25 protein-coding genes are annotated in these 24,461 nt (G+C 65.3%); 8 read left to right on the top strand and 17 right to left on the bottom strand.

All coding sequences use genetic code 11. The annotated features are described in order from the left end of the window. Positions 1–109: 109 nt before the first annotated feature. The gene (locus tag ACVOK8_RS02250) at positions 110–688 is read left to right on the top strand and encodes a methyltransferase family protein (protein ID WP_481565378.1); all 579 of its coding nucleotides are present in this window, start codon (positions 110–112) and stop codon (positions 686–688) included. Between the two features lie 4 nt (positions 689–692). Here the strand turns inward: ACVOK8_RS02250 and ACVOK8_RS02245 are convergent, their stop codons facing one another. Beyond that, a complete protein-coding gene (locus ACVOK8_RS02245) occupies positions 693–1,442 on the bottom strand; it encodes a hypothetical protein (RefSeq protein WP_481565377.1) in 750 nt (249 codons plus the stop codon). 140 nt (positions 1,443–1,582) lie between these two features. Between ACVOK8_RS02245 and ACVOK8_RS02240 the strand changes: the two genes are divergently transcribed. The 5 genes from ACVOK8_RS02240 (at position 1,583) to ACVOK8_RS02220 (ending at position 6,011) form a co-directional block, all read left to right on the top strand. Further along, positions 1,583–2,959, top strand: coding sequence for an amino acid permease (locus ACVOK8_RS02240; RefSeq protein WP_481535823.1), 1,377 nt, complete (start codon positions 1,583–1,585; stop codon positions 2,957–2,959). 93 nt (positions 2,960–3,052) lie between these two features. After that, positions 3,053–3,637 carry a YdeI/OmpD-associated family protein gene (locus ACVOK8_RS02235; protein ID WP_481565376.1) on the top strand — a complete coding sequence of 195 codons (585 nt, stop codon included), beginning with the start codon at positions 3,053–3,055 and terminating at the stop codon, positions 3,635–3,637. Positions 3,638–3,700: 63 nt separating this feature from the next. Then, on the top strand, positions 3,701–3,967 hold the full coding sequence (locus tag ACVOK8_RS02230) for a hypothetical protein (RefSeq protein WP_282272864.1): 267 nt from the start codon (positions 3,701–3,703) through the stop codon (positions 3,965–3,967). A 350-nt stretch (positions 3,968–4,317) separates the two neighbouring features. Next, complete coding sequence (hmpA, locus tag ACVOK8_RS02225; RefSeq protein ID WP_481565375.1) at positions 4,318–5,499, top strand: NO-inducible flavohemoprotein; 1,182 nt, start codon at positions 4,318–4,320, stop codon at positions 5,497–5,499. 131 nt (positions 5,500–5,630) lie between these two features. After that, positions 5,631–6,011 (top strand): DUF1761 domain-containing protein, encoded by a 381-nt coding sequence (locus ACVOK8_RS02220; RefSeq protein WP_481565374.1) that lies wholly within the window; start codon positions 5,631–5,633, stop codon positions 6,009–6,011. 786 nt (positions 6,012–6,797) lie between these two features. Here ACVOK8_RS02220 and ACVOK8_RS02215 read toward each other — a convergent pair. From ACVOK8_RS02215 to aroE, 4 genes are all read right to left on the bottom strand, one after another. Further along, positions 6,798–7,226 (bottom strand): hypothetical protein, encoded by a 429-nt coding sequence (locus ACVOK8_RS02215; RefSeq protein ID WP_481565373.1) that lies wholly within the window; start codon positions 7,224–7,226, stop codon positions 6,798–6,800. Positions 7,227–7,297: 71 nt separating this feature from the next. Further along, complete coding sequence (gene dinG, locus ACVOK8_RS02210; protein ID WP_481565372.1) at positions 7,298–9,397, bottom strand: ATP-dependent DNA helicase DinG; 2,100 nt, start codon at positions 9,395–9,397, stop codon at positions 7,298–7,300. A 74-nt stretch (positions 9,398–9,471) separates the two neighbouring features. Continuing rightward, a complete protein-coding gene (locus ACVOK8_RS02205) occupies positions 9,472–9,828 on the bottom strand; it encodes a hypothetical protein (RefSeq protein ID WP_481565371.1) in 357 nt (118 codons plus the stop codon). 7 nt (positions 9,829–9,835) lie between these two features. After that, positions 9,836–10,684 (bottom strand): shikimate dehydrogenase, encoded by an 849-nt coding sequence (aroE, locus tag ACVOK8_RS02200; protein WP_481565370.1) that lies wholly within the window; start codon positions 10,682–10,684, stop codon positions 9,836–9,838. A gap of 52 nt (positions 10,685–10,736) precedes the next feature. Between aroE and ACVOK8_RS02195 the strand changes: the two genes are divergently transcribed. After that, positions 10,737–11,615, top strand: a complete 879-nt coding sequence (locus ACVOK8_RS02195) for a TolB family protein (protein ID WP_481565369.1) — start codon at positions 10,737–10,739, stop codon at positions 11,613–11,615. A gap of 218 nt (positions 11,616–11,833) precedes the next feature. On the opposite strand, the gene ACVOK8_RS02190 is transcribed toward ACVOK8_RS02195, so the two are convergent. The 4 genes from ACVOK8_RS02190 to ACVOK8_RS02175 all read right to left on the bottom strand — a co-directional run bounded on the left by ACVOK8_RS02190 (position 11,834) and on the right by ACVOK8_RS02175 (position 14,410). Then, positions 11,834–12,115, bottom strand: a complete 282-nt coding sequence (locus tag ACVOK8_RS02190; RefSeq protein WP_481565368.1) for an SHOCT domain-containing protein — start codon at positions 12,113–12,115, stop codon at positions 11,834–11,836. A 1-nt stretch (position 12,116) separates the two neighbouring features. After that, positions 12,117–13,106, bottom strand: coding sequence for a porphobilinogen synthase (hemB, locus tag ACVOK8_RS02185; protein WP_481565367.1), 990 nt, complete (start codon positions 13,104–13,106; stop codon positions 12,117–12,119). Positions 13,107–13,136: 30 nt separating this feature from the next. Beyond that, on the bottom strand, positions 13,137–14,051 hold the full coding sequence (locus ACVOK8_RS02180) for a bestrophin family protein (RefSeq protein WP_481565366.1): 915 nt from the start codon (positions 14,049–14,051) through the stop codon (positions 13,137–13,139). Between the two features lie 110 nt (positions 14,052–14,161). Continuing rightward, positions 14,162–14,410, bottom strand: coding sequence for a hypothetical protein (locus ACVOK8_RS02175; protein WP_481565365.1), 249 nt, complete (start codon positions 14,408–14,410; stop codon positions 14,162–14,164). Positions 14,411–14,553: 143 nt separating this feature from the next. Here ACVOK8_RS02175 and ACVOK8_RS02170 point away from each other — a divergent pair, with 143 nt between their 5' ends. Continuing rightward, positions 14,554–14,982, top strand: coding sequence for a hypothetical protein (locus ACVOK8_RS02170; protein ID WP_481565364.1), 429 nt, complete (start codon positions 14,554–14,556; stop codon positions 14,980–14,982). Positions 14,983–15,048: 66 nt separating this feature from the next. Here the strand turns inward: ACVOK8_RS02170 and ACVOK8_RS02165 are convergent, their stop codons facing one another. The 8 genes from ACVOK8_RS02165 to ACVOK8_RS02130 all read right to left on the bottom strand — a co-directional run bounded on the left by ACVOK8_RS02165 (position 15,049) and on the right by ACVOK8_RS02130 (position 24,460). Beyond that, positions 15,049–18,390, bottom strand: a complete 3,342-nt coding sequence (locus ACVOK8_RS02165; protein WP_481565363.1) for an ankyrin repeat domain-containing protein — start codon at positions 18,388–18,390, stop codon at positions 15,049–15,051. Further along, positions 18,383–18,658, bottom strand: coding sequence for a YcgL domain-containing protein (locus ACVOK8_RS02160; RefSeq protein WP_481514940.1), 276 nt, complete (start codon positions 18,656–18,658; stop codon positions 18,383–18,385). The genes ACVOK8_RS02165 and ACVOK8_RS02160 overlap by 8 nt, the downstream gene beginning before the upstream one ends. Before the next feature lie 420 nt (positions 18,659–19,078). Beyond that, a complete protein-coding gene (locus ACVOK8_RS02155; protein ID WP_481565362.1) occupies positions 19,079–20,320 on the bottom strand; it encodes a beta-ketoacyl-ACP synthase in 1,242 nt (413 codons plus the stop codon). Further along, positions 20,320–21,051: a 3-ketoacyl-ACP reductase FabG2 gene (locus ACVOK8_RS02150; RefSeq protein ID WP_481565361.1), complete on the bottom strand. Its 732-nt coding sequence runs from the start codon at positions 21,049–21,051 to the stop codon at positions 20,320–20,322. Before ACVOK8_RS02150 ends, ACVOK8_RS02155 begins: the two co-directional genes overlap by 1 nt. Continuing rightward, on the bottom strand, positions 21,048–21,503 hold the full coding sequence (locus ACVOK8_RS02145) for a hotdog family protein (protein WP_481535808.1): 456 nt from the start codon (positions 21,501–21,503) through the stop codon (positions 21,048–21,050). The genes ACVOK8_RS02150 and ACVOK8_RS02145 overlap by 4 nt, the downstream gene beginning before the upstream one ends. Continuing rightward, positions 21,496–22,686 (bottom strand): beta-ketoacyl-[acyl-carrier-protein] synthase family protein, encoded by a 1,191-nt coding sequence (locus ACVOK8_RS02140; RefSeq protein ID WP_481565360.1) that lies wholly within the window; start codon positions 22,684–22,686, stop codon positions 21,496–21,498. Before ACVOK8_RS02140 ends, ACVOK8_RS02145 begins: the two co-directional genes overlap by 8 nt. Continuing rightward, complete coding sequence (locus ACVOK8_RS02135; RefSeq protein WP_481565359.1) at positions 22,683–23,231, bottom strand: DUF3261 domain-containing protein; 549 nt, start codon at positions 23,229–23,231, stop codon at positions 22,683–22,685. The genes ACVOK8_RS02140 and ACVOK8_RS02135 overlap by 4 nt, the downstream gene beginning before the upstream one ends. Next, the gene (locus ACVOK8_RS02130; protein WP_481546620.1) at positions 23,219–24,460 is read right to left on the bottom strand and encodes an NAD(P)/FAD-dependent oxidoreductase; all 1,242 of its coding nucleotides are present in this window, start codon (positions 24,458–24,460) and stop codon (positions 23,219–23,221) included. The genes ACVOK8_RS02135 and ACVOK8_RS02130 overlap by 13 nt, the downstream gene beginning before the upstream one ends. Between the last annotated feature and the right edge of the window lies 1 nt (position 24,461).

Genomic DNA, 24,461 nt, shown 5'->3' with positions numbered 1-24,461 from the left:
GCGGCTTCAAGGTGCAGCGCGCGGCCATGCTCACAGCCAATCCTACTCACGAGCAGGTGACGTGGCGCGGATCAAACTGAGCGCCCGTTCTGCAACGACGGAGTCGCCGATGCCAGCCGTCTTCCATCTCGGCCTGCTGCTGTGTTGGGCGGTGGTGCTTGGTTATTGGGCCGTCACCGCACTGCGCGCCAAGCAGGTGACCCGTAGCGAGTCGCGCGCCAGGCAGTTCCTGGCGTACTGGCTGCCGTTGATCATCGCGGTACTGCTGCTGGGCCCGGGCCATTGGTTCGGCCACAGTTGGCTGCGTGAGCAGTTCGTGCCGCATTCGCTGCCGGTCTATGCGCTGGGCCTGCTGCTGTGTGCGGCCGGTGCCACACTCGCGTTGTGGTCGCGCTGGCAGCTGGGTCGCAACTGGAGTGGCAATGTGCAGATCAAGCAGGCGCACGAGCTGATCAGCAGCGGCCCGTATGCGCATGTGCGCAACCCCATCTACAGCGGCTTCCTGCTGATGTTCAGCGGCACCGCCTTGATGGTTGGCGATTGGCGCGGGGCGATTGCCGTGGCGATCGTGTTCGCCTCGTTCTGGGTCAAGCTGCGTCAGGAAGAACGTTTCCTGGCTGCCCACTTCGGGCCCGCCTACAGCGCCTATGCGGCGCGCACCAAGCGCTTGATTCCCGGCTTGCTATAGCGCCTCAAGCGCCGCGTTCGGGATCGTCCTCGCCGCCGCGGCCTGCGCCGTACCCCAGCCCGGCGCCCATGCCCATGCCGGCCCCCATCCCGCCCATGCCACCGCCACCGGCACCGCCTTTGCCACCACCAACGGCGTCCTTGTCGGCGCCTTTGCCCGCGCCCTTGCTGCCGCCACCGCTGCCCGCCGGACGCAACGGCCCTTGGCGGGGAATGGCGACGGCGGCAGGTATCACTTCCAGGTCCAGCACGCTGCGGACGAAGTCGCGCAGCGACACCACCAGCTCGGCGGTGTGGATCGGCCGGCCCTCGACCATGTCGGTGGCAGCGCGCGCGGCCAGCCGCACCTGTTCCTCGGTGCCGAGCAGGATCACATCCGACAGCGCCGCTTCCACCGCATCGCGGATGCGCCGCGCCCGCTCGCCAGCCTCGCCCGGATCCGGGGTCGGCAGCAGCAGCGCGCCATCAGCGGTAGCCACTGCCTGCCCCTGTGCCAGCTCGGCAGCGCGGCGGCGCAGGTCGCGCAGATGGCTGGGGTCAACACTGAGATCACCGGTAAAGGAACCGCCTAGCGTCTTGTAGGCGGCGATCAGGGTCTTGAGCCGCTCGTTGATCTGTCGGTTGGCGGCTTCACGCTTCTGCTGCACCGCCTGCATCACCAGCAGGCGGATGCCCACACCGATCAAGGTGATGATCGCCAGGCCCAATAATGTCGACAGCAGGCCCTGCCAGGAACTGAAATCCAGACCGCGCATGCGTCCACCACTTGCTGCAGACGCACATCGGCGCCGAGGCAATCATCCTAGCGATTTGTCAGCGCGCGTAGGCGGAACGAAGGACACGGCAGCGAAAAGACGCGGTATCGTGTCGCCCTTCTCTCCACCGAACGACATCGATGCCCGCCAATCCTTCCGCCCCGACCAACGCGTCGTCGCAGAAACTGGAACGTGCGCTCAAGCCACGCCAGCTGATCATGATGGGGCTGGGCAGCGCGATCGGCGCCGGCCTGTTCCTGGGCTCGGGCGTGGGCATCCAGGCCGCCGGCCCGGCAGTGCTGATCTCCTACCTGGTGGCAGGCACCCTGGTCATCATCATGATGCACGCCATGGGCGAAATGGCCGCCGCGCGGCCGGCCAGCGGCGCCTTCTCGGTGTACGCAGCCGACGCCCTGGGTGCCACCGCTGGCGCCACCGTGGGCTGGCTGTGGTGGGCACAGTTGGTGGTGGTGATCGCGGCTGAATCGGTCGGTGCGGCCGGCCTGCTCAGTACGGTGTGGCCACAGTTGTCGGTACCGCTGACCTCGCTGGCGTTCATGCTGGTATTTACTGCGATCAACCTGCTGGGCGTGCGCAATTTCGGCGAATTCGAGTTCTGGTTCGCCATCCTCAAAGTCGCTGCCATCGTCGCCTTCATCCTGGTCGGCATTGCCCTGCTGCTGGGCCTGCTGCCGAACGTGCCCTCGCCCGGCCTGGCCAACATCACCGGCCACGACGGCTTCATGCCCAAGGGCCTGACAGGCATTGGTGCGGCCCTGCTGGTGGTGATCTTCGCCTTTGGCGGCACCGAGATCGTGGCCGTGGCCGCGGCCGAAACCCAGGACCCGGAGCGCAGCCTGGCCCGCGCCATCCGCACCGTGGCCTGGCGCATCCTGGTGTTCTACATCGGCTCGATCGGCGTGATCATCGCGGTGGTGCCGTGGAACAGCGAGACCCTGAAATCGCCGTTTGCCGCGGTGCTGCAGGTCGCCAACATCCCCGGCGCCGCCACCGCGATCACCCTGATCGCGGTGATCGCCCTGCTGTCGGCGCTGAACGCCAACCTGTACGGCGCCTCGCGGATGATCTATTCGCTGGCCGAACGACGTGAAGCACCGCGCTGGCTGGGCCTGACCAATACCCGTCAGGTTCCGGTGGTGGCCGTTCTGGCCAGCGTGCTGTTCGGCTTCGTCGCCACCGTGCTGGAGCTGATCTACCCGGACAAGGTGCTGCCAGTGCTGCTCAACGTGGTCGGCTCCACCTGCCTGCTGGTGTGGACCATCACCCTGGTCTCGCAGCTGATCCTGCGCCGCCGCGCCGACCGCCTGGGCACCCCGCTGCCGTTCCGCATGGCTGGCTTCCCCTACCTGACGGTGCTGGCACTGGCGATCCTGGCGCTGATCTTCGCGCTGTTGCTGGCCACCCCGGAAACCCGCCTGCAGTTCCTGTCGATGGCTGCCTTCACCGCCTTCATCGCGCTGTGCAGCGGCTTGGCAAGGAAGTCGCGCCGCGGCTGACCATGCCAAATCAGCTGGCTTCGCAGCCCATCGCCACGATGGGCTTGTTTTAACGCGAAACTAACGGCAGGCTGCGCCCAACCGAGGCCAGTCATGCCAACCCCAGACCCGCGCGTAGACCACTACATCGCCAATGCCGCCGCCTTCGCGCAGCCGATCCTGCACGAGATCCGCCAGCGTGTGCACAGTGGCTGCGCCACGACCGAGGAAGCCATCAAGTGGGGCATGCCGGCGTTCCTGTACAAGGGCAAGTTGCTGTGTGGCATGGCCGCGTTCAAAGCGCACGCCACCCTGGGTTTCTGGCAGCGCGAGGCCGGTAGCGGCGATGACTCGGCCATGGGCCAGTACGGCCGCCTGCAGTCAGCGGCCGACCTGCCGGGCAAGCGCGAATTCACAGCCCAGCTACGTGCCGCCATGCAACGTATCGATGCAGGCGTAACCCGCCCCAAAGCGGCGCCACGCGCGCCGCTGCCGATGCCGCCCGCGTTTGCCGAAGCGCTGGCTGGTGCGGCGGCCGCCAAGGCACACTTTGACGGTTTCAGCCCTGGCTACCAACGCGACTATCTGGAGTGGATAGGTGAAGCCAAGCGCGACAGTACCCGCCAGCAGCGGATCGCCCAGGCCATCGAGTGGTTATCCGATGGCAAGCACCGCGGCTGGAAACATGAGAAGCATTGACGTGGACCGCGCCAGCGATTCCACTTGCCGCAAACATCCCCCCATCAGTCCTGTTGCTACGCCATGATCGACCTAGAAGACCTCATCCAGCGCTCCATCGACCCTGAGTCCGTCAGGCTGGAAGGCACCCTGACAAACCCGCCGTCGTTCGGCGTATACGCCATCGAGAACATCGATGACGGCAGCACCCATTACCGCTTCGGCAACCATCCGGTGCGCAAGCAGGAACTGGAAGACAAGTTCGGCAGCGCCGAGCTGGAGTACCTGTTCCTCAGCCGCGAAGACGCCGCTGCATTGACCGCGGCCCTGAATCGCCCCGAAGCGGACTGAGCAAGCCTCAGGTAGTGCCGAGCCATGCTCGGCTGAGGCTTTACCGAGTAGTGCCGAGCCATGCTCGGCAGGAACATTACCGGAAATGCCCCTTGCCGAGCATGGCTCGGCACTACGCTGTTGCTCCCTCCCTTTGGCGAAGCCAAGGGGAGGGTTGGGGAGGGGTTGGCTTTTCGCCGCCTGATGCAGCTGTGGCCTGGCGGCATACGCCGCCCCCACACCCGCCGGGAACGCCCCTGGCCGAGCTGGGCTCGGCACTACAATCGTGCGGGTTCTTGATATTAGTCATCGAGAAAGCCGGCCCGGTGCGAGGAACATGGAGCTACCCCCGAAGCCGGATAGCTCGCACCATGCTCAGCCCCACCCAACGCGACCTCATCAAAGCCACTGTCCCATTGCTGGAGACCGGTGGCGAAGCGCTGACCAAGCATTTCTACGGCCGGATGTTGAGCCAGAGCGATGTCGCGCGCCCGCTGTTCAACCCCTCGCACCAGAGCAGTGGCGACCAACCGCGTGCACTGGCCAACTCGGTGTTGATGTACGCCAAACACATCGACCGCCTGGAAGCGCTGGGTCCGCTGGTGGGGCAAATCGTCAACAAGCACGTTGCCCTGCAGATCCTGCCGGAGCACTACCCGATCGTCGGCCACCACCTGCTGGCCTCGATCCGTGAAGTGCTGGGCCCGGAGATCGCCACCGACGAGATCATCGACGCCTGGGGCGCGGCCTACCAGATGTTGGCCGACCTGCTGATCGGCGCCGAAGAAGAAGTCTATGCCGCCAATGAGAAGGCCCCCGGCGGCTGGCGCGGTGCGCGTACTTTCCGGGTTGCCGAGAAGGTACCCGAGAGTGCGGAGATCACCTCCTTCCACCTGGTGCCAGTCGACGGCGGCGCGGTGGTGGACTTCAAACCCGGCCAGTACATCGGCATGAAGCTGGAACTCGACGGCGAGGAAACCCGCCGCAACTATTCCCTGTCGCGTGCAGCCAACGGCGTCGGCTACCGCATCAGCGTCAAGCGCGAAGGCAACGGCAAGGTGTCCAACCATCTGCACGACAAGGTACAGGTCGGCGACACGCTGGAGCTGTTCGCCCCAGCCGGTGATTTCACCCTGGTAGCCAGCGAGCGCCCGGTTGCCTTCATAAGCGGTGGCGTTGGCATCACCCCGACCCTGCCGATGCTGGAGCAGGCATTGGCCAGCGGTCGCCAGGTGCACTTCATCCATTGCGCGCGCAATGGCGACGTACATGCCTTCCGTGAATTCATCGCCGACAAGCAGAAACAGCACCCGCAGCTGCGCAGCTACACCTGCTACAGCGAGGCGCTGCCGGGTGATGCTGGCGACGCCGAGGGTTTCCTCAGCCGTGAACTGTTGGAGCAGTGGCTGCCAGCCGAGCGCGACATGGATGCTTACTTCCTCGGCCCGAAGCCGTTCATGGCACAGGTGAAGAAGCTGCTGCGTGATGTCGGCGTGCCGGAAGCGCAGAGCCGTTACGAGTTCTTTGGCCCGGCTGCAGCGTTGGAAGCCTGAGCCGCGTCATAGCAAAGTGTGCGAGGTAGGAGGCCGGCGGGGAAACCCGCCGGTCTTCTTTGTCGTGGCGGCTACGCAAGCGCACGCGACAGCGCTAGGATGCGGCATCGCTCGCTGCCCAGGGGAAAAGCATGAACGTTTATGCCGTGGTGTTGGCCGCTGTATCGAGTTTCCTGCTGGGCGGGCTGTGGTACTCACCCGTCCTGTTCGGCCGTGCCTGGAACCGCGAGAACGGTGGTGAAGTGCCGCAAGGACATCCGGGCAAGGTGTTCGGCGTGGCCTTTGTGTTTTCGCTGGTCGCGGCGTTTGCCTTCGCCTGGTTTGTTGGCCCGCAGCCGGAGCTGCGCAAAGCTTTGTTGTGTGGCCTGGTGGCCGGCTTCGGCGTGGTCGCGGCCAGCTTCGGCATCAACTACCAGTTCGCCCAGCGCAGCGGAAAACTGTGGGCAATCGACGGCGGCTACCACACCACACAGTTCGTGTTGTTCGGCTTGATCCTGGGCCTGTGGCACTAAGCCAGCACTACCAGCCGCCGCTGTTGCTGTTGCTGTTGCTCGAGCCCCCTCCCTTTTCCGCAGGCAAGGGGAGGGCTGGGGAGGGGTAGCCTTTGCCTTTGCAGTTGCCTCTGCTTTTGATCTACCGGGTCCCTTCCGCAGCGACGGAGCTGACGGACAAGACCCCGCATGGGGCGACGTGCAGGACGCACGTCGTTTTTCGACGATACACGGATGTATCGTCGAAAAATCCCGGCAGCGGAGTGGACCTGGAGCGCGCAGCGCGGAAGGCGCGTAGGCAGGGTGTGCTTTCTTTGGGCCACGTTTCTTTGCACAAGCAAAGAAAGGTGCGCTCGCGCGCCGCAGGCGGGCGAAAGCTCTGCACTGGCACTCGTACTTGCACTGGCTTTGGCTTTGGCTTTGGCAGCAACGGCAACGGCAACGGCAACAACCGAAGCCAGGGCTTTCTCTCCCCTTCGGGGAGCGAGTTACTTTTCTTTGCTTGTGCAAAGAAAAGGTAACCAAAAGAAAGCACACCCTGCCTACGCGCCCACGCCGCTACGCGGCGCGGGTCCACTCCGCCAGCGGGATTTTTCGACGATACATCCATGTATCGTCGAAAAACGACGTGCATCCATGCACGTCGCCCTTCGGGTTCTTCCCACTGGCTCCGTCGCTGCGGAAGGGGCCCGGTAGGTCAAAGGCTGGAACAAGAGCAACGGCTAGAGCAGCTGCAACTGCAACTGCAAAAACTACCCCTCCCCGGCCCTCCCCTGCGCTTCGCGCAAGGGAGGGAGCGAAGCGGTGTTACGCGAGGTTTGCACGTAGCCAGCGCATCACGGTTTCCACCGTACCCAACTTCTGCGGTACATCGAGGCCGATTGCCCGCGCAAAGCCATCAGCATTACGAATGAACGCCTGACGCGCGATCCGCTGCGCCTGCTGCACCGTCGACTGCTGTCGACGTAGCTGCACGATCTGCACCGATGGCCGCCCCGGCGGCGCGAACTTCTGGTAACGGCGCAGCTCATCGGCGACCAGACTCACGTCGTTGTCTGCCTTGAGCTGGCTTTCACCCGCCAACAGCAGCTGCTCCAGCGCCGAACCTGCCACAGTCAGCGCATCGCCTTCGGCAACGAACATCGCGTGCGTCCCCAACAGCGCCAGCACGCTATCGCGCTGCTGCAGACGCTGCAGTTGCTGTGTCCAAGGGAAGGTTGCGGGAGGAGTAGCCATGGCTGTGTTTACTGGAGAGAAGGCGGCGAACTTTACGGGTTGGTGATCGGATGTACCAGCAAGGAGCTACCTCAACCAATCACCCGCTTGAACGGCGGCAAGGAATCAATGATGCGCTTGCCATACCGGCGCGTCAGCAGACGCGAATCCAGGATGATCACCCGCCCGGTATCGGTCGAGGTGCGAATCAAGCGCCCGGAAAACTGGGTCAAGGTGCGCAGCGCATGTGGAATCGCGATCAGGTTGAACGAGTTCAGGCCACGACTCTCGAACCACTCGCTCAAGGTCGAGGTCTGCGGATCGGTTGGCACCGCAAACGGCACCTGGGTGATCACTACCGTGGTACAGGCCTCGCCCGGCAGGTCCAGGCCTTCACCAAACGAATTCAAACCGAACAGTACCGAGCCCTCGCCCGCCGAGGTGCGCTTGATGTGCTCGTCGATCATCTTCTGCTTGGCGCCGTCGCCCTGCACCAACACCTTCTTGCGCAGCGTCGCCGGCATCAGCTCGGCTACTTTTTCCATCTTCCAGCGCGAGGTGAACAGGACCATGCTGCCCTTGTCCCAATCCAACTCGTTGACCAGGTACTTGGCCACTTCCTTGGGATGACGCTCGCGGTCATCCGGGGTCACCGGAAACTGCGGCACGATCAGCTCGGCCTGGTTGGGCAGGTCGAACGGCGAGGCCAGCGACACCATCTCCGCTTCCTCGGGAATGCCGTTGTCGATCGCCAGCGACTGGAAATCGCCGCCACCGGTCAGCGTCGCCGAAGTCATCACCACCGAGTCCACTTCATCCCACAGCAGCTTGCGCAGCACCATCGCCGCCGATACCGGCGAGCAATGCAGGATGTAGTCGCCATCGCGTGACATGGTCACCCAGCGCGCGATCGGCGGCTGCCCTTCCTTGTCCTCGCGGCGCCAGCCTGCCCACAGGTTGTACTGCTGCTCGACCATTTCCTGGGCCATGCCCAGGTTGCGCTGCAGGCGTTCGACCGCCGGATCATCCTGCTTGCCCTTGGCTACGGCAGAAGCCGCCGCTGTTGCCCAGTTGAGCAGGGTGCGGGTTTCATCGGCCAATACTTCGATGGGCTGGCGCCAGGATTCGGGCAGGCGGCCGTTGGCGGCACGCCACATCGGTTCGCGGTCGTCGGGCTGCGGAATCCACACATTGCCGATGTCATCGCGGAACGACTTCAGCAACTTGCTCACCCGCGATGCCACATCGATGGCTTCGTTCGGCAGCAGGTTACCGATCTTGTCCTTGTCCACCGCGCGGTAGGCGCCGGCAATCAGGATCTGCAGGCGTCCGGTGCGTTTGGCCATATCGTCCAGCGGCAGGTTGGCCGCGCCCTGGTCGATGGCGACGTTGCCGATGTGGTGGCCTTCGTCCAGCACCAGCAGCATTTCGCCGGGCGGCGCGATCAAGGGCTGGCCGCTGTCGCTATCGCCCAAGGACAGCGCCGACAACAGCAGCGCGTGGTTGGTGACGATGATCTGTGCATCACGCACTTCAGTGCGGGCACGCAGCACCGGGCATTGCGCCGAATACGCACAACGGCGCCCGGCACAGGCCGAGGCCGGCGTGGTGATGCGCATGCGCAGGGTTGGGGTGACGTTTTCCGGCGCGTTGTCCAGGTCGCCGTTCCAGCGGCCTTCGATGAAGGCCTTGGTCAGCTTTTCGGCAACGTCCATTTCAATCGGCGCCAACGGCCGGTCGTAGAGCTGCACGTCGTCGCCGAACATGCCTTCCTGCACGCCCTCGCCCTGCGCTTCGGCGGCATTGCGCGTGCACAGGTAGCGGGTCCGCCCCTTGGCCAGCGCTACGGTGGCCTGCAGGCCGGTGGACTTCAGAAAGTTGGGAATGTCGCGCTCGACCAGCTGCGACTGCAGGGCCACGGTGCCGGTGCTGATCACCAGTTTCTTCTTGCTGGCCAGCGCGATCGGCACGCCGGCGGTGAGGTAGCCCAGGCTCTTGCCGACGCCGGTAGGTGCTTCCACCACGCCAACGCCGCCGGTGCCCAGCGCACGCGACACCACGCCGATCATCTGGCTCTGCGAGCGGCGCGTGCTGAAGCCCGGCGTATTCGCCTGCAGCTTGCTGTAAGCGTCACGGATGCCGGTTTTGATGTCCTCGGTCAGCGCCCGTGGTGCTTCTACTTTTTCCGTCACGCCAACCTGCCCGCAGCTCAATCAAGGCGGGCATTTTCCCATACCCGCCCGCATTCACCGAATGCGTTGCGGGCTCAGGGTTTACCGGGAGCCTGTGGCCGCCGCAGGGCCTGCACCAGCGCCCAGGCCAGCATGATGTAGCCCGTCGCTTCCAGCAGTGAAAAAGCGAAATGGGCAATGGTGAACACCGTATTCAGCGAACTTAGTCCGTCATACCGCCCCATCGCGATGAACAGCAATGGCGAGGCGGTCAGCACGCCGCCAATCATGGTCACTACCAGCAACAAGGCCAGCGCTGACAACGCCACGCTGCGCACCTTGCCACGCGGGGCGTCGAGCAACATCACCATGGCAACGCCAAGCGCAATCAGGATCGGCAGGCGGTAGCCGATGGAAACCAGCAAGGTAGTCAGTAATTCCGTAGGTTGCATGCTGGCCTCAGTCCGCGGTGACCAGCAGCGCGTCGCCGGCGCGCAGTTCGGCGTAGATTGCATCGGTTTCCGGGCGCATGCCATGCCATTGCTGGAAGCTCTCGGCGGCCTGCTCGACCAGCATGCCCAGGCCATCGAAGCTGTTGCGGCAACCCGCCGCACGCGCCCAGGCCAGGAAAGGAATCGATGCCTCGCCGTAATTCAGGTCCACCGCCGTGGTCATGCTGTTGACCAGCGACAGCGGCAGGTTGAAACCACTGCCTTCGCCGCGTGCGGCCGAAGTGGCATTGATGATCAACTCGAAATCGCCCTGTTCGCGCAGATCCTCCCAATAGGCGGAGATGGCGCGGCCGGGTTCACTCATCGCATCGACCAGCGCATCGGCGCGTTCGGGCGAGCGGTTGACCACGATCAGTTCGAGGATGCCGGCATCCAGCAGCGCTGGTGCCACACCACGTGCAGCGCCACCGGCGCCGAGCAGCAGCACGCGCCGACCACGCAGGTCCAGGCCGTGACGACCGGTGAGATCACGCACCAGGCCAATGCCGTCGGTATTGTCGCCATGCCAGCGTTCGCCCTTGCGCAGCAACGTGTTGACAGCACCGGCGCGATGCGCGCGCGAGGTGGTGGTGGTGCACAGCGCGAAAGCGGCCTCTTTGTGCGGCAGGGTCACGTTGGCGCCGACGCCGCCGTCAGCAGCAAAGGCTTCCAGCGCGGCCACGAAGTCTTCCGGTGAAGCCTCGATGGCGCGGTAATCCACGGCGATGCCATGCGCCTTGCCGAACGCGGACTGGATGCGCGGCGACTGCGAATGGGCGATGGGCTGGCCGAAAACTGCGTAGCGTGGTGCGCTCATTGTGATCCTCTGCATGACCTAGACTGGACGCGACTTTACTTGCTGGACCCGTATGCGGACCCGTCATTTGCTGCTCGCGCTGACCCTGAGTTTACCCTTTAGCCCCATTGCCTCGGCGCTTTCCGAGTTCGGTATCGAAGGCATGGGGGTAGTTTCCACCCGTGCAGATGAAATCCGCGCCACATTGTCGGCGGACGGGCAGCGCATCATCTGGGCCAGCAACCGCGAGGGCGGCGCAGGCGGCTGGGACCTGTGGCAGGCGACCCTGCAGGACAAGCGCTGGATGGAGCCGCAGCCGTTGGCCTTGAACAGCGCCGCCGATGAGATCGATCCCTTTCTCAGCGCCGATGGCCGTTGGTTGTACTTCGCCTCCAACCGCAAGGGTGGCCAAGGCGGCTTTGATCTGTATCGGGTAGCGGTAGCGCCCGATGGCAGCCTGGGTCAGCCGCAGAATCTGGGGCCAACGGTGAATGGTCGACAGGACGATCGCTCAGCTGCGCTGGCCGACGATGGCCGGCTGTTGTTTGCGAGCAATCGTGGTGGCGGTAGCGGCGGTTGGGATCTGTGGCGTGCAGCGGCTGCCGGCGATGGTTTTGCCGCGCCGATGGCCTTGGCCGGCATCAATAGCGCCGCCGATGAGGTGGATGCGAGTTGGCTGGGTGGCGGCCGTGGGCTGGTGTTTGCCCGCGCCGATGCGGCAGGTGGTGCCCAGTTGTGGCTGTCGCAGTGTCGGCAGGGAACATGGTCGGAGGCGGCCCTGTTGGGCTTGTCATTCAACAGCGCTGATGGCGATACGCGTGGCGCGGTGATTGATGCCAACAAGCCTGGTGAACTGCTGGTCAGCGGCAAGGCGCGCTCACCACGTGCCGGCGGCATGGATCTTTACCGGATGAAGGCGCCGTTGGTTGATGGGGATGATTCTTGTCGGTGAGGCAAGAGCTTCACCCCTCCCCAGCCCTCCCCTTCGCTGCGCGAAAGGGAGGGAGCTGAAGCAACCCCTCCCCGGCCCTCCCCTTGGCCTGCGCCCAAAGGGTGGTTGACATGCGCCAACCCGGCAATCCACCAGCCCGCAGTATCAGCCCCCTCCCTTTCGCGGCAGGCCAAAGGGAGGGTTGGGGAGGGGTGCTTCTGCTCTACCGCTTTTAGCTTTTAGCTTTTAGCCCCAGCCAACACCGCAGCGCGCAGCGCCTCGTACTCCGCCTCACCAATCTGCCCACCCTGCCTGCGCAGCTCCAGCGCACGCAGCTTGGCATCCACATCACTGCCCTGCGCTGCCTCGCGCTGCAGCCGCTCGGCCGCCGAATGCTGCTGCGGCGGGCGCTTGCCGGCACGCACGATGGCGGCGATGAACACGCCGATCGCCACCGCAAACAGCAGTACGCCGATCAGCCATACCGCCCAGTTGTAACCTTCAAGACCGGGAACATTCATCTCAAGCCTCCTTCAGCCAGCGCGCGATCTGCGGCGCGTAATAGGTCAACACACCATCCGCGCCGGCGCGCTTGAAGCCGATCATGGCCTCCATCACGCACTTGCGCTCATCCAGCCAGCCATTGGCCGCAGCCGCCTTCAACATCGCGTACTCGCCACTGACGTGATACGCGAAGGTCGGGACGCCGAACTCGGTCTTCACCCGGCGCACGATGTCCAGGTAGGGCATGCCCGGCTTGACCATCACCATGTCCGCGCCTTCGTCCAGGTCCAGCGCGATCTCGCGCATGGCCTCGTCGCTGTTGGCCGGGTCCATCTGGTAGGTCTTCTTGTCGGCCTTGCCCAGGCTGCCCGAGCTGCCCACCGCATCGCGGAACGGGCCGTAGAAGGCCGAGGCATACTTGGCCGAATACGCCATGATGCGCGCGTTGATATGACGGGCATCGTCCAGGGCGGTACGGATGGCGCCGATGCGGCCGTCCATCATGTCCGATGGCGAAATGATGTCCACGCCTGCTTCGGCATGCGACAGCGATTGCTTGACCAGCGCTTCGACGGTGATGTCGTTGAGCACGTAACCGGTGTCGTCGATGATGCCGTCCTGGCCATGCGTGGTGTACGGATCCAAGGCCACATCGGTCATCACGCCGAGCTCGGGGAAGCGCTGCTTCAGCGCGCGCACCGCACGCTGCGCCAGTCCGTCCGGGTTCCAGGCTTCGGCCGCGTCCAGCGACTTGCGCGACGGGTCGATCACCGGGAACAGATCGATCACCGGCACGCCCAGCTCCAGCGCCTGCTCGGCTTCACGCAGCAACTCGTCGATGGACATGCGGTCCACGCCCGGCATCGATGCGACAGCGGCGCGGCCTTCCAACTCGTGCACGAACACCGGCCAGATCAGGTCGTTGCTGGTCAGCGTGTTTTCGCGCATCAAACGGCGCGAGAACTCATCGTGGCGCATGCGCCGCGGGCGGTACTGGGGGTGGATCATCGCGGTACTCCTTGATACTGAAAACGGGGTTTACTGCAGCCGGTAACCCTGCGGCTGCAGCGGCTCGGGCAGCGGGCGTTGGCCCAAGGCGTCGAGCAGATCGATTTCGATGGTACGCACCATGGCGTCCAGCGGCAGGTCGTTGGGTTCGGTGCCGAACGGGTCTTCCATTTCCTCGCCGAGCTGGTCCAGGCCGAAGAAGGCATAGGCCAGCAGCATCGACACCACCGGCGTGGCCCAGCCCAGCGCGCCGGCCAGACCAAACGGCAGCAGCACGCAGAACAGCCATGCGCAGCGGTGCAGCAGCAAGGTGTAGGCGAACGGCAGCGGTGTGCCTGAGATGCGCTCGCAGCCGGCCTGCACGCTGGCCATGGCATGCAGTCGCGCTTCGAACTGGGCATAGAGATAGGGATGCAGGCGGCCTTCGCGCAGCGGCGCGGCGAGCTCGCTGGCGAGCTGGTTCAAGATGCCGTCGGCGATGTTCTGCCGTTCCAGCACGGCCTGCTGGTCGGCCTGCAGCCAAAGCGCAGCGACAGCGGTCTGGTCTCGGCCACGCAGGCGTGCGGCCAAGGCATGCGCAAAACCAATCACAAGCCGGGTGCCACGCTCGCGCAGCTGCGGATCGGCGGCCAGCAGCGCAGCGGCCTCGCGGGCAAAGCTGCGCGATTCGATGACCAGCTGCCCCCACAACTTGCGCCCTTCCCACCAGCGGTCGTGGCAGGCGTTGTTGCGAAAGCTCAGGAAGATCGACAGCACCAGCCCCAGCAGGGTGAACGGCACCACCGACAAGCCACTGCCACCCAGCGGGTGCCAGCTACGGCTGAACGCCGCCACCAGCACCGCCAGCACGCCGATCGCCAGCACCTTGGGGGCGATGGCCGGCACGATGGAGCCGCGCAGGATGTACAGCAGCTGCCAGCCAGTGGGACGGGGGCGGATGATCATCGGGAAGCGTTGCAGTGCCCACAACGGGCCAACGGCGCCGGAAAGCTTCCGGCCAGCCCATCCATTTTACGCCCCCTGGCTGTACCCCGCCGGCCCCAACCATCCGTGGCTCAGAAGATGCCGCCGCCCAAGCTCAGCCGGATCACCCCGACGACAATGACGATGGCATTGAGCAGCAGGCCGGTCTTGGCCCGGCCGCGCTTGCTGGCATGGGTGAACAGCACGCCGATGGCGGCGATGATCGCACCCACGGCCGCAAACGGGATCAGGAACCAATTACCCCAGCCCAGCAGCGGAATAAACGCCAAAATCATCCATAGCAAGGCAACAATGCCCCAGATCAGGCTGATCAGCCCCATGTACTTTCCTCCACCAGGCACAGCCTGCAAGATAGCCGGGAACACATGCAGAGCAAAAGGCCCTCACCCTGGCCGGAAGTTCTCGACAGATTCAGCCGGCGCCATGGATCATCCGCAATTACCGATCACCGGGGAGTGAAACCATGAAACTTCCGCTCGCTATCGCACTTTCAGTTGGCGTTGCCTTGGCCGTAGGCGGCTGCGCCAGTACCTCCAAGGTCATGCTGGGCCAGGCCCGTGCGCCTGTGGACCCGGCCAGTGTGCAGATCTATTCCACGCCGCCGGCCGGCTCGGTTGAGATCGCCCAGCTCGAAAGCTCCAGCGCGGTCGGCTTCGGCACCCAGGGCCAGACCGATGCCGCCATTGCCAGGCTCAAGCGCGAGGCCGCCGCACTCGGCGCCAACGGTGTGATCCTGATGGGCGTGGGCTCCGGCGGCTCGCCGGTCGGCATGTCGGTTGGTGCAGGCAGCTATGGCCGCCACACCGCTGGCGGCCTCAGCGTCGGCATCCCCACCCAGCAGAAGCGCGCCGCTGGCGTGGCGATCTGGGTACCGCCGGGCGCAGGCAAGTAAGTTTTCCTGCTGGGCTTGATTAGACAGGGGCGCCGTTCGGCGCCCTTGTCATGAGTGCTGCAGCGATCAGCTGTGATCGCGCAGGAAGCGCGCCATCGACGATACGCCCGGCACCGCAGGCTCGAACTCGCCGGCAACGTCGATGAAGCCACGCATGATGGCGATGTCGCGCGGGGTGCGATTGATCGCATCACGCATCTCCGGATCGGCGCCGGCACGCAGCAGGCGCTGCACCAATTGCGGCAGGCCGTGCAGTGCAGCCAGGTGCAATGGGCCGAAGCCACGCGGGTCGCGTACGTCCAGCGAAACCTCTTCGTCGAGCAGGCGATCCACCGCAGCCAGCACCACGGCCTCGTCGCAGGCGGTGCCCGGTTCGGCGCGCGCACCGAGCAGCAACAGCAGCGGCGTCACCGTGCCGGCCGAAGCCTGGTCGGGCTCGGCGCCGGCCAGCAGCAAGGTGTCCAGCAAGGCGAGCAAGCGGGTGCGATCACGCGAGGTGAAACCGTACAGCGCGGCGCAGTGCAAGGGCGCCAACTGCTGGTCGTCGCCGGCATGCACGTCGGCACCGGCAGTGAGCAAGCGCGCAACGATATCCGGCAAGCCCAGGGCAGCGGCCAGCATCAATACGGTGACGCCACCCGGCAGACGGTGTTCGAGTTTGGCACCGGCATTGAGCAGTGCAGCCACGATCGTGGTCTGGCGCATGCTCACCGCCGCCGACAACGGCGTGGCACCGCTGGCCGCAGCGTGCTGCGGGTCGGCACTGCGCGACAGCAGAAGATCCACTACCGCGGCGTGACCGCCGCCAGCTGCACGCAGCAGGCCGGTACAGCCCTGCGCATCGACGGCGTCGACGGCAAAACCAAGATTGAGCAGGCGGCGCACGGCATCGGCATCGCCGGCCATCGCCGCAGCCGCGACGTCGGCATCGCGCAATGCACGCAGCGGCAGCTGCCAGCCACGCCAATCGAGCAGGTCAGCCAGGTCACGACGACCGCTGGACAGTGCAACGCCCAACGGCGTCTGCCCATCGGCTGCACGCGCATCCGGGGATGCGCCCTGCAGCACCAGCTGCTTGAGCGCGGACTCGCGTGCCAAGGCGGTAGCCAGATGCAGTGCGGTCATGCCGTGGCTGTCGCGCGCCTCGCGGTCGACGCCATTGAGCAGCAGGTGCTGCTGCAACTTCAGCCAGCCCAGGCGTACGGCCAGCGACAGCGCCGGATCACCGGCCGGCGAAGCGGCAAACGGATCAGCACCACGCTCCAGCAGCTCCAACGCGAATTGTTCGGTGCTGCGTGCGCCGTGGTCGTGCTGGGCGCAGGCGGCAAGGAAGCGGGTCAGGCCACCGCGACCGGCTGGCGACACGCCCCGCTGCAACAGTACCTGCAGGGTCGGGATCGCATCGACGCCGCGCGACAGCAGCGCGAACATCGGCGTATCAGCACAGGCGTCCAGCACTTCCGGCGCAGCGCCCTGCGCCAGCAACCAATCGACCACGCGCGGCTGCAAGGCCAGCTCCGGATCGTGCAGCAGGCCGCCCAGTTCATCGGCCGCACACAGCTTGGCCAAGGGCGCCATGCCATCGACGTTGCCAAACACCAGCGCTTCGCGCAGCAAGGCCAACGGCGCGCGATCGTTGAGTACCGGCACGGCGTCGCCATCAGCGCTCTCGGCATTGCTGGCGGCAGCATCACTGACCGCGGCCGGCAGCGGATAGCTCGGGTCGAGCAGGGAAACAATGCTCCAACGGCCAGCCGAGGCGGCGTGCTCGATGGCACGACGGCCATCGCTGCCGACCACATCGGCAGCAATACCCAGGTCCAGCAGACGGCGGATCAGCGCCGCCGATACATGCTCGGCGCGGCTGGCCAGCAGCAAGGCGTTGCTACCGTCGCCATCGACGGCATGCACGTCAGGCTTGTGCGCCAACAGGCGCTCCAGCACCGCGGCGTTGCCCTGCGAAGCGGCATCCAGCCACGGCGTGCGGCCGGCGGCATCACGCGGCTCCACATTGGCACCGGCATTGAGCAGGGTTTCAACGATATCCACGTGACCGGCCAAGGCGGCTTCGTGCAAGGCGCTGCGGCGCTGACGGTCGCGCGCATCCAGCCGTGCCTTGTGCTTGAGCAGCAGCTGCACACCGGCCGGATCATCATCATCGGTAGCTGCCGCCTGCACCAGCACCGGTACGCCGTCGGCAGGCTCAACCTTGGCGCCACGTTCCAGCAGGAACTTGCCCAGCCGCCAGTTGCCGGCCTGGCAGGCCACCGCCAGCGGGCTGTGACCATCGTTGTTGAGGGCGTCGATCTCGGCAGCGGCATCGCGCAGCAAGGCCGCAACGCCCGGATCGGAACTGCGCGCAGCATGGTGCAGCGGCGTATTGCCGTCGGCGTCGGGCGTGCGCGGATCGGCGCCATTGGCCAGCAAGGTCATCACCGCTTCCGGGCGCCCGTGCCAGCTGTCACGGGTGGCCGCCAGCAGCGGGGTCATGCCTTTGTGCGCTTGGTTGACGTCAACGCCACGGCTGATCAGCGCACGCAGCAGGCGCAGGTCGGGTAGCACCGCTGCCAGCACCGCCAGACTGCGCTGGTCGCGCGACTCAGCCGGGGCCGGCGCATGCGGATCGGCACCGGCATCCAGCAGCTGCAGGGCGCGATCGATGCGGCCACCGCGGGCGGCGTCATACAGTTGTGGCACCAGCTCGTGCTGGGCGATGGGTTCCAGCGGGGCCGGCTCGGCCAGCGCTTCGGCAAACGGGTCGAATGCGGGTTGTTGCAGCTCGCCAGCCTTGCCAGCGCCGGCAACCGGTGCGCTGCGCATCGACTGCAGCAGGTGATGCAGCAAAGGCGCTGCGATTGCAGTGGCAATCGCCAGCGGCCAACGCTGGCTGCTGCCAATCAGACCCGGCCAAGCTGCGGCGACAATCGCCGCACACAACAGCAACAGCACGGCTGCTGCGCCCAGGCCATGCCAGGAATCCAGACTACGACCGCTCAAGGCCTGCCATTGCATGCGCAGCGAGCTGTCCTCGCGCTCCATCGCCTGCCATAGTGGCCAGGTCCGCCAGAGCGCCAACAACGCCACGCTGACCGCGATGCTCAGTGCCAACACCGCCGCCAGGCTGCCGCTGTCATGCAGCGCCGCCAACGGCCAGGACACCAGTACCGCAACCATCGCGGCACCGCCTGCCCACAACCCCAACAGGCCCGGTAGTTCGCGTTTGAAAACGGCCACTGACGGAGCCACGGTGCGGGTACGCCGCCACCATGACACCGCCAAGGCGTAGGCGGGCTGAGCCAACACGCCACACACAGCCGCGGCCACGCCACCGAACGCCGTGGCCAGGGTCAACAAAACCCCCAGGCCCAGCGCGGCGGCAACTACGCGGCTACGCAATGCTTCAGTCATCGCGACCGTCGATGCGGGCGATCTTCACCGGTGCCAACGGCAACGGCGGTGCCTGCAGGTGGAAACCGCGCTCGGCCAGGTTGGCGCGCACCAGCGCGACGTCGGCCTGGGCCAGACGGCGTTCCGGGGTCAGCGCCACCTCCAGCACGAAGGTATAAGGGGCCAAGGTGTTGCCCAGCACGGCCGGGATCACTTCGAAATCATCACGCTTGGCGAGGTACACGTAGGTGTCCTGCTTGCGTTGGCTTTTATAGACGTAAGCTTGCATGCCAGCGGGCTTTGCCCTGCAGTGAGAGTCAGAGATTGTGTCGGAAATCTGGCGCTGTTGAAAGGCATTCAGCCGACAACAGCCGTCATTTCCGCCCTTTGTACATTCATCTACATCAAGGTTTTGTTGGGCGCGCACTGCATCCGCACGCTGTCAGCTCTCCTGACTGGCGTCGAATACGCCACCAGCATCCGACTGAATACAGCTCTGCATGACATGCCGAAGCGCCGCGGCGCACGCCTTTCCACAGATCACCCTGCTTCACAGAGCGTGCACCCCCTGCAACCAGCCGGAACATCCAGAGCTCACCAAGGGCCGTACCCCGCCCGCGCAGCGCGGCCGGCAGCTCGCGTCAGCATCCCGTCACCATCAGCAGCCGCACAGCGGGTCTGTCAGCTGATCGCGCTGCCTGATGGGAGATCAAGGTTGCCAGCGACGGAAAATCAACGAGGTATTGATGCCGCCAAATGCGAAGTTGTTGCTCATTACATATTCGGTCTGCAGCAGGCGGCCTTCACCGGCGATGTAATCCAGCTCGCCGCAGCGCGGGTCGATCTCGCTCAGGTTCAAGGTCGGTGCGAACCAGCCTTCGCGCATCATTTCCATGGTCAACCAGGCTTCGAACGCGCCGCAGGCACCGAGCATGTGGCCGACATAGCTCTTCAGCGAGCTGATCGGCAGCGTGTTGCCGAACACCTGTGCGGTGGCCTGGGTTTCGGCGATGTCACCATGGTCGGTGGCGGTGCCGTGGGCATTGACGTAGCCAATCTGCGCCGCGTCCAGGCCGGCATCCTGCAGCGCCAGGCGCATGGCCTGGGCCATGGTGCCTGCGCTGGGCTGGGTGACGTGCTGGCCATCGCTGTTGGTGCCGTAGCCCACCACCTCGGCCAGGATGTTGGCACCGCGCGCCTGTGCGTGCTCCAGTTCCTCCAGCACCAGGGTGCAGGCACCCTCGCCCAGCACCAGGCCATCGCGGTGCGCGTCGAACGGACTGGGCGTGGTCTGCGGCGCATCGTTGCGTACGCTGGTGGCGAACAAGGTATCGAACACCGCTGCCGCGGTCGCATCCAACTGCTCGGAGCCACCACCCAGCATCACCGTCTGCTTGCCCGAGCGGATTGCCTCATAGGCTGAACCGACGCCCTGGCTACCCGAGGTGCAGGCGCTGGAGGTGGTGTAGACGCGGCCGCACAACCCGAAGAACACGCCGATATTGACCGGCGCGGTGTGGCTCATCATCTTCAGGTAGGTCGTTGCACTGATGCCTTCGGTGGTCAGCTCATGCAGCATGCGCCCGAACTCACCGGTTGCATCGTGGCAGCCCGACGAGGAGCCGTAGGCAACACCGGCCATCCCACTACGCAGCACCGGGTGGCCAAGCAGGCCAGCCTGCTCCAGCGCCATTTCAGTGGCACGCACCGCCATCACCGCCACCCGCCCCATCGAACGGGTGGTCTTGCGGTTGTAGTTGGACGGCAACTCGAACGGCTGTGCCGGTGCAGCCAGCTTGGTGTTCAGCCCTGCATAGATATCCCACTGCGGCATCGGCTGCACCGCATTGCGGTAGGAGCCCAGATGCGCACGGATGCTGGGCCAGTCGTGGCCCAACGGACTCAGTGCGGCCGCACCGGTGACCACCACACGACGATCCTGGTACGCCATCAGACCATTCCTCCGTTGACCGAAATCACCTGCCGAGTGATGTACGCAGCCGGCTCGGACAATAGAAACGCAACCGTGGCCGCCACTTCGTCCGGCTTGCCGACGCGCCCGGCAGGAATCAACTTCAATGCATGCTCAACCACTTCTTCGTTGAGCATCTCGGTTTCGATCAGCCCAGGCGCGACACAGTTGACGGTGATGCCGCGGCTGGCCAGTTCCAGTGCCAATGCCTTGGTAGCACCGATGATGCCGGCCTTGGATGCGCTGTAATTGACCTGACCGCGGTTACCGGCCACGCCCGACACCGACGACAAGGTGACGATCCGGCCCGGCTTGCGTCGCCGCACCATCGGCATGATCAGCGGATGCAGCACGTTGTAGAAGCCGTCCAGATTGGTGTGGATGACCTGGTCCCAATCCTCCTCGCTCAGCGCCGGGAAGGCGCCATCGCGGGCAATACCGGCATTGCACACCACGCCGTAATAGGCACCGTGCTGCTGCACATCGGCCTCCAATGCCGCACGCGCCGCAGCGCGGTCAGCAACATCGAACGCCAACACGCGCGCCTGTCCGCCTGACGCTTGGATCTGCGCGACCACTGCCTCCGCCTCCTCGACACGGCTGCGGCAATGCACCACCACGGCAAAGCCATCGCGCGCGATACGCAGCGCAATCGCCCGCCCGATACCACGACTGGCCCCGGTGACCAGTACGCTCAGATTCTCTGTCATGCCTCTCCACTCTCCAGATACGCCATCGCATCGGCCGGCTCGAACACCGACACATTGGCCACGGCCCATTGTTCATCGCCTGCCTGCAAGCTGCAGGCAAACATCCCCAGCCCATTGTCCGCCAGCAGCTCGCAGCGCGCATCAATGCGCAGGCGGGTACCGCTGGGGAAGACATCGCGTGTGCTGGTGTAACGCCGGCTGCCCAGCAGGAAACCGATGTTCGGCTCGCGCCCGGCGCGGCGCGCGCGGCAGCCCGCCCAGGCCGCGATGGCCTGCGCCATGTACTCGATGCCTACCCAGGCCGGCACCCCGCCGTCTTCGACAAACAGGCCTTCATGGGGCACCACCAGCTCGGCCTGGATGGTTTCGTCGTCCCAGCGCAGCACACGGTCCAACAGGCACATGCCGTCGCGGTGCGGCACTACCTCCTCGATGGCGTAGCACTCAGCCATGTGCAGCTTTCTCCATGGCCAGCACGGCATTGCTGCCGCCGAACGCAAACGAGCTGCTCAGCACCCGCTGCGGCGGGGTCGATGCGCGCATGCCAGGCACCACCAGAGCAAGCGCTGGCAGCGCGTCATCGGCTTCACCGTCCCACCAATGCGGCGGCAACTGCTGCCCGGGGTTCTCAGCCAGGGTGATCCAGCACAATGCGGCTTCAATCACCCCCGACGCACCCAGCGTATGCCCGGTGAGCGGCTTGGTGGAGCTGCATGGCACGTCCAGGCCGAAGGTATCGGCCACCGCCACGCTTTCCATCGCATCGTTGTGCTGGGTCGCGGTGCCATGCAGGTTGATGTAATCGACCGAATCCGCTTCCCAGCCGGCACGCTGCAAGGCCTGGCGCATCGCCAGGGCTGCGCCCTGCCCGCTCGGATCCGGTGCCGACATATGGTGCGCATCGGAGGTTTCCCCCCAACCCGCCAACTGCACCGGACCCGGCTCGCGGGTCATCAGGAACACCCCCGCACCTTCGCCGATATTGATGCCGCAGCGATTGCGCGAGAACGGATTGCAACGCGGCGCCGACACCGATTCCAATGCGCTGAAACCGGCAACGGTGAAGCGACACAGCGAATCCGCGCCGCCAGCAATCACCGCATCCACAACGCCGCTACGCAGCAACCGCGCTGCCGACATCAAGGCCTTGGCACTGGACGAGCACGCCGTGGACAGCACCCAAGCCGGGCCATCGATACCCAGGTAGCTGCGCACGAAGCGCGCCGCCGTGCCCATCTCCTGCTGTGCGTAATCAAACTGCGGCGGCCACTCGCCACTGGCGTTGTAGCTGGCCAGCGCTTCCTCGGATTCACCAATGCCCGAGGTGCTGGTACCCATCACCACCGCCACGCGCTCGCTGCCGTAGCGGGCAATCGCCGCGCGCGCGGCCGGCTCGATCTGCTGCAGGGCAGCCAACAGCAGCGCATTGTTGCGCCCATGCAGCGCCACCGGCAGGTCCTGCAACGACGGCAGCACTGACTGCACCGCGCCGACCACCAGCGAACGCTCGGGAATCACCGTGTCGCTCAGCGCCGAGCCAGCCAGCTGCGGCTGGAACAAGGTCTTGGCAATCTGTGCCCGATCCGCGCCCAATGCGCAGATCACACCCAGCTCGTTCAAATACACCGCACTCATGGTTGCTGCACCTGCATGTCTATCGAATGGATCTGCAACGAATAGCCTTCGGCACGATTGTCCAGCAGCAGCGTGCCATCGGCACCACGCTGCAACTCCAGCCAGGTCGTGTCGCCCCGGCGCAGTTGTCGACGCACGCCGTCATCCTCCACCGACCAGCCGCTGGGCAATGCCGCGGCAATCGCCGCGGTAGGCCACAGCGCGAACTGCAGGTCATCCAGCACGCGCTCGGCACGCACCTGCGGCGGCAGCCATGGCGCGCGCTCCTGCTGCAGGTGTTCGCCGTCCCAGCGCAGCCGCACGCCGGTGCGGCCCATCGCCTGCACGGCAAGCTGCAGCTGCTGGGCATCGGCTTCCAACAGCGCATCGAGCTCGCGCTCGTGGCTGCCAAAGCGGAACTGCAGCTGCTGCTGCAGCGCCAACGGCGCCGGCAGACTGGCTGGCGACAAGCGCAGCGTCGGTAGCTCAACCAGCGGCTTGGGCATGCGGCCCGCGCACGCAGCCAACAACAGGCAAGCGATAAGACTGGTGATCAGGCGCCGCACAGTTCCTCCAGCACGCGCATGCGGCGCCCACTCTCATCGGCCACGTAGGGATTTTTGGTATCCCAGGCGTAGCCGGCCAGAATCGAGCAGATCATGGCGCGGATCTCAGGCTGCTGATCGGGGTGGTAGATGATCTTCTGGAAGCCGCCCTGATACCACGCCTCGACGAAGCGACGGAAGGTCTTGACGCCGGCACGCAGCGGTACCGAAAACTCGGCTTCCCAGTCCACGCTTTCACCGGCATAGCGTCGCGCAAGGCACTCACTGGCCAGCTGCGCCGACTTGAAGGCGATGGTGACGCCGGAAGAAAACACCGGATCGAGGAATTCGCCGGCGTTGCCCAGCAAGGCATAGCCAGGGCCATGCAGCGAGCTGACATTGGCCGAATAGCCGGTGATGCGACGTACCGGCAGCACCGCCCACTCGGCATTGACCAGCAGCCGGCTCAGGTTGGGGTCTTCGCTGACAATGGCCTGCAGCTTCTGCAAGTCTTCCCCCTCGTAGCGCTCGAAGAACGAGGGTTCGGCCACCACGCCCAGCGAGCAGCAGCCGTTGGAGAACGGAATCGTCCAATACCAGACGTCGATATGCTCGGGATGGGTGGTGATCAGGATCTTGTTGCGGTCGAAGTCCGCATCCACCGGGATGTGATCACGCACGTGGCAGAAGATCGCGCCGCGCACCGGGAAGTTGGACGGCGACTCCAGCTGCAGCAGGCGCGGCAACAAACGTGCAAAACCCGAGGCATCCAGAATGAAGTCGGCTTCGATGCGGTACTCGCTGCCATCCGGGCGGCGCACGGTCACCGCCGGCTGCTCGCCCGGCTCCACTGCCAGCACTTCATCGCCGAACCGAAGAGTGGTGCCCATGCGCTCGGCGCCACGCGCCAGCACATTGTCGAAGTCGGCGCGCTGTACCTGGTAAGTAGTGCCCCAACCCGGCGAGAACTTGTTGCGGAAATCGAACGCAGTACGCGCCTCGCCGTGCACGAATGCCGCGCCGTTCTTGTACTGGAAACCGGCTTCCACCACATCCTGCAGCAGTCCTGCCGCCTCGATGTATTCCATGCTTTGCGGCAGCAGGCTCTCGCCGATGGAGAAGCGCGGGAACTGCTGGCGCTCGATCATCAACACCTGGCGTCCCTGCTTGCGCAGCATCGCCGCAGCGACCGAACCGGCCGGGCCGGCGCCGATGATCAGGATTTCAGTACGTTCCACGTTGGGTGCCATC

It is taken from the genome of Stenotrophomonas sp. STEN083 (assembly GCF_056759195.1).
This window is presented reverse-complemented; position numbering and strand designations above follow the sequence as displayed.

Coding starts and splice junctions, on each gene's coding strand:
- ACVOK8_RS02250 (WP_481565378.1), top strand. CDS start 110: ATGCCAGCCGTCTTCCATCTCGGCCTGCTGCTGTGTTGGGCGGTGGTG.
- ACVOK8_RS02245 (WP_481565377.1), bottom strand. CDS start 1,442: ATGCGCGGTCTGGATTTCAGTTCCTGGCAGGGCCTGCTGTCGACATTA.
- ACVOK8_RS02240 (WP_481535823.1), top strand. CDS start 1,583: ATGCCCGCCAATCCTTCCGCCCCGACCAACGCGTCGTCGCAGAAACTG.
- ACVOK8_RS02235 (WP_481565376.1), top strand. CDS start 3,053: ATGCCAACCCCAGACCCGCGCGTAGACCACTACATCGCCAATGCCGCC.
- ACVOK8_RS02230 (WP_282272864.1), top strand. CDS start 3,701: ATGATCGACCTAGAAGACCTCATCCAGCGCTCCATCGACCCTGAGTCC.
- hmpA (WP_481565375.1), top strand. CDS start 4,318: ATGCTCAGCCCCACCCAACGCGACCTCATCAAAGCCACTGTCCCATTG.
- ACVOK8_RS02220 (WP_481565374.1), top strand. CDS start 5,631: ATGAACGTTTATGCCGTGGTGTTGGCCGCTGTATCGAGTTTCCTGCTG.
- ACVOK8_RS02215 (WP_481565373.1), bottom strand. CDS start 7,226: ATGGCTACTCCTCCCGCAACCTTCCCTTGGACACAGCAACTGCAGCGT.
- ACVOK8_RS02205 (WP_481565371.1), bottom strand. CDS start 9,828: ATGCAACCTACGGAATTACTGACTACCTTGCTGGTTTCCATCGGCTAC.
- aroE (WP_481565370.1), bottom strand. CDS start 10,684: ATGAGCGCACCACGCTACGCAGTTTTCGGCCAGCCCATCGCCCATTCG.
- ACVOK8_RS02195 (WP_481565369.1), top strand. CDS start 10,737: ATGCGGACCCGTCATTTGCTGCTCGCGCTGACCCTGAGTTTACCCTTT.
- ACVOK8_RS02190 (WP_481565368.1), bottom strand. CDS start 12,115: ATGAATGTTCCCGGTCTTGAAGGTTACAACTGGGCGGTATGGCTGATC.
- hemB (WP_481565367.1), bottom strand. CDS start 13,106: ATGATCCACCCCCAGTACCGCCCGCGGCGCATGCGCCACGATGAGTTC.
- ACVOK8_RS02180 (WP_481565366.1), bottom strand. CDS start 14,051: ATGATCATCCGCCCCCGTCCCACTGGCTGGCAGCTGCTGTACATCCTG.
- ACVOK8_RS02175 (WP_481565365.1), bottom strand. CDS start 14,410: ATGGGGCTGATCAGCCTGATCTGGGGCATTGTTGCCTTGCTATGGATG.
- ACVOK8_RS02170 (WP_481565364.1), top strand. CDS start 14,554: ATGAAACTTCCGCTCGCTATCGCACTTTCAGTTGGCGTTGCCTTGGCC.
- ACVOK8_RS02165 (WP_481565363.1), bottom strand. CDS start 18,390: ATGACTGAAGCATTGCGTAGCCGCGTAGTTGCCGCCGCGCTGGGCCTG.
- ACVOK8_RS02160 (WP_481514940.1), bottom strand. CDS start 18,658: ATGCAAGCTTACGTCTATAAAAGCCAACGCAAGCAGGACACCTACGTG.
- ACVOK8_RS02155 (WP_481565362.1), bottom strand. CDS start 20,320: ATGGCGTACCAGGATCGTCGTGTGGTGGTCACCGGTGCGGCCGCACTG.
- ACVOK8_RS02150 (WP_481565361.1), bottom strand. CDS start 21,051: ATGACAGAGAATCTGAGCGTACTGGTCACCGGGGCCAGTCGTGGTATC.
- ACVOK8_RS02145 (WP_481535808.1), bottom strand. CDS start 21,503: ATGGCTGAGTGCTACGCCATCGAGGAGGTAGTGCCGCACCGCGACGGC.
- ACVOK8_RS02140 (WP_481565360.1), bottom strand. CDS start 22,686: ATGAGTGCGGTGTATTTGAACGAGCTGGGTGTGATCTGCGCATTGGGC.
- ACVOK8_RS02130 (WP_481546620.1), bottom strand. CDS start 24,460: ATGGCACCCAACGTGGAACGTACTGAAATCCTGATCATCGGCGCCGGC.